This is a genomic window from Pseudomonas persica (genome assembly GCF_900291015.1).
Classification (GTDB): Bacteria; Pseudomonadota; Gammaproteobacteria; order Pseudomonadales; family Pseudomonadaceae; genus Aquipseudomonas.
The window spans coordinates 1-232 of the sequence record NZ_OLKL01000403.1 but is presented as its reverse complement, the minus strand read 5'-3'; the positions used below and the strand labels follow the sequence as shown (position 1 = coordinate 232).

General features: G+C 45.7%; 1 protein-coding gene. It reads left to right on the top strand.

Annotated features, from left to right (window positions below; all coding sequences use genetic code 11):
- Positions 1 to 18: 18 nt before the first annotated feature.
- A partial coding sequence (locus tag FQ664_RS27665; protein ID WP_218570458.1) for a cupin domain-containing protein occupies positions 19 to 232 on the top strand: 214 nt, incomplete at its 3' end.

The following is a 232-nucleotide window of genomic DNA, read 5'->3' as shown; positions in this document are numbered from 1 at the left end:
ACCATACAAATAACCACCATGATAATCAAAACCACATCCGCCATCCCTGAAATCACTGCTGGTGATGACACGCTGCTTAGGGTAATTTTGCATCCGGATAATGAGCCGTTGCCCATAGGGTATAGTCTTGCTCATGCCAGGCTTAAGCCGGGAAAAGTGTCGTATCCTCATATCCTGAAATCTACGGAGGTCTATTATATTCTGGAGGGTGAGGGGATGATGCATATTGATG